2 protein-coding genes are annotated in these 2,887 nt (G+C 62.9%); one reads left to right on the top strand and one right to left on the bottom strand.

The window, feature by feature from the left end:
• On the bottom strand, positions 1–325 hold a 325-nt coding region (locus tag ACXJ7R_RS29070), incomplete at its 3' end, for a VOC family protein (protein ID WP_457154842.1).
• Between the two features lie 223 nt (positions 326–548).
• Between ACXJ7R_RS29070 and ppdK the strand changes: the two genes are divergently transcribed.
• On the top strand, positions 549–2,887 hold a 2,339-nt coding region (ppdK, locus tag ACXJ7R_RS29075; protein ID WP_457154843.1), incomplete at its 3' end, for a pyruvate, phosphate dikinase.

The following is a 2,887-nucleotide window of genomic DNA, read 5'->3' on the forward strand; positions in this document are numbered from 1 at the left end:
TCTCGTTTCCGGCCGGATCGACAAAGTGAAAGCGCCGGCCGCCGGGGAACGAGAAGATCGGCTTGACGATCATGCCGCCGGCACTTTCGACGGCGTCGAGTGTCGCTTCCAGATCCCTACTGTAGAGCACGGGCAGCGGCTTGGCGGGGGCTTCCGCCGCGTCGGCCTGGAAGCCTCCGTCCAACCCCTCGGCAAAGGCTGAGTAGGTCGGTCCATAGTCGGTGAACGACCAGGCAAAGGCAGCGCTGTAGAAAGCCTTGAGCCGGTCCAGCGTTCCGCCGGTCGCCGGCATTTCCAGGTAATCGAGTTTTCCGTGTAGTTTCATGGCGCACCTTTGTTCCTGTTATGTTCTATTCCAAAAGCTCCGGAATGGCAAGTCTTTTTGCCGCATCCTTGGACAGAGCTTTTGCTTAATCGATTGTAGCGGCCGCACAACTTTGCCGACGCCTTGCGTTTCGCACTGCAGCATCATATCGCTCCACAGTCGGACACGGCGGAACTTTCCGTTTCGCCAATCTTTCCAATCTCCTGCAACCGGAGAGCAAAGCATGACCAAATGGGTTTTCACCTTTGGCGATGGTGCGGCGGAAGGCCGTGCCGGCGACAGGAATCTGCTGGGTGGCAAGGGCGCCAATCTGGCCGAGATGTGCAGCCTGGGCCTGCCGGTGCCGCCCGGGTTCACCATCACCACCGAGGTCTGCAACGCTTACTACGCCAATGGCCGCACCTATCCGGCAGGGTTGGAAACGGATGTCGCGGTCGCGCTCGATCACATCGGACGGCTGACTGGCCGCCGGTTCGGCGATCCGTCGAAACTGCTGCTGGTCTCGGTGCGTTCCGGTGCCCGCGCCTCGATGCCCGGCATGATGGATACCGTGCTCAATCTCGGGCTGAACGACGAGACGGTCGAGGCGCTGGCCGCCGATTCGGGCGACGCGCGCTTTGCCTATGACAGCTACCGTCGCTTCATCCAGATGTATTCCGATGTCGTGATGGGTCTCGACCATGAGGTGTTCGAGGAAATCCTCGAAGACCAGAAGGGCGGACTCGGCTATGAGCTCGACACCGAACTGACGGCTCTCGAATGGCAAGGCGTCATCGCGCTCTATAAGGCCAAGGTCGAGGAAGAACTCGGCAAGCCGTTTCCGCAGGTTCCGCATGAGCAGCTCTGGGGCGCCATCGGCGCGGTGTTTTCGAGCTGGATGAACAACCGCGCCATCACTTACCGGCGCCTGCACGACATCCCCGAAAGCTGGGGCACGGCGGTCAACGTCCAGGCCATGGTGTTCGGCAATATGGGCGAAACCTCGGCCACCGGCGTTGCCTTCACCCGCAATCCCTCGACCGGCGAAAAGATGCTCTATGGCGAGTTCCTGGTCAACGCGCAGGGCGAGGACGTCGTTGCCGGCATCCGCACGCCCCAGAACATCACCGAGGCGGCGCGCATTGCCGCCGGATCGGACAAGCCGTCCTTGCAGAAGCTGATGCCGGACGCGTTTCAGTCCTTCGTCACCATCTCCGATAGTCTGGAGAAGCACTACCGCGACATGCAGGACCTCGAATTCACCATCGAGCGCGGCAAATTGTGGATGCTGCAGACCCGTTCCGGCAAGCGCACTGCCAAGGCGGCGTTGAAGATCGCCGTCGAAATGGCAAGGGACAAGCTGATTACCAAGGAAGAGGCGGTCGCCCGCATCGATCCGGCCTCGCTAGACCAGCTGCTGCACCCGACCATCGATCCCAAGGCAGCGCGCGACGTCATCGGCGTCGGGCTGCCTGCCTCTCCCGGTGCCGCCACCGGCGAGATCGTCTTCTCCTCTGCTGACGCCGAGGAGCTGAAGACGCAAGGCCGCAAGGCGATCCTGGTGCGCATCGAAACCAGTCCTGAAGACATTCACGGCATGCATGCGGCCGAGGGCATCCTGACCACGCGCGGCGGCATGACCAGCCATGCCGCGGTCGTCGCCCGCGGCATGGGCAAACCCTGTGTGTCTGGCGCAGGCTCACTGCGCGTCGACTACAAGGCCGGCACGCTGATGGCGATGGGGGCGACCTTCCGCAAGGGCGACATCGTCACCATCGACGGCGGCAATGGCCAGGTGCTGAAGGGTGCCGTGCCGATGCTACAGCCGGAACTGTCCGGCGATTTCGCCGCCATCATGGAGTGGGCGGACGCCGTTCGCCGCATGAAGGTGCGCACCAATGCCGAAACGCCGCTCGATGCGCGCATGGCGCGCTCCTTCGGCGCCGAAGGCATCGGGCTTTGCCGTACCGAGCACATGTTCTTCGATGGCGATCGCATCGTTGCCATGCGCGAGATGATCCTGGCCGACACCGAGAAGGACCGGCGCACGGCACTCGGCAAGCTGCTGCCGATGCAGCGCTCGGATTTCCTCGAACTGTTCGAGATCATGGCCGGCCTGCCGGTGACGATCCGCCTGCTCGATCCGCCGCTGCACGAATTCCTGCCGAAGACCGAGGAGGAGGTGGCCGAGGTTGCCGCCGCCATGAAGGTGTCGCCCGACAAGCTCCGCCAGCGCACCGACGCGCTGCATGAATTCAACCCGATGCTCGGCCATCGCGGCTGCCGGCTTGCGGTTTCGTACCCCGAGATCGCCGAGATGCAGGCGCGCGCCATTTTCGAGGCCGCAGTCGAGGCGGGCAAGAAGGCCGGCGCACTTGTCGTTCCCGAAATCATGGTGCCGCTGGTCGGCCTGGTGAAAGAACTCGACTACGTCAAGGCGCGCATCGATGCCGTCGCCAAAAGCGTCATGCAGGAAACCGGCGTCAAGATCGACTATCTGACTGGAACCATGATTGAACTCCCCCGCGCGGCGATCCGCGCCCATGTCATCGCCGCTACGGCCGAATTCTTCTCCTTCGGCAC

This window comes from Mesorhizobium sp. P5_C1 (assembly GCF_054049815.1).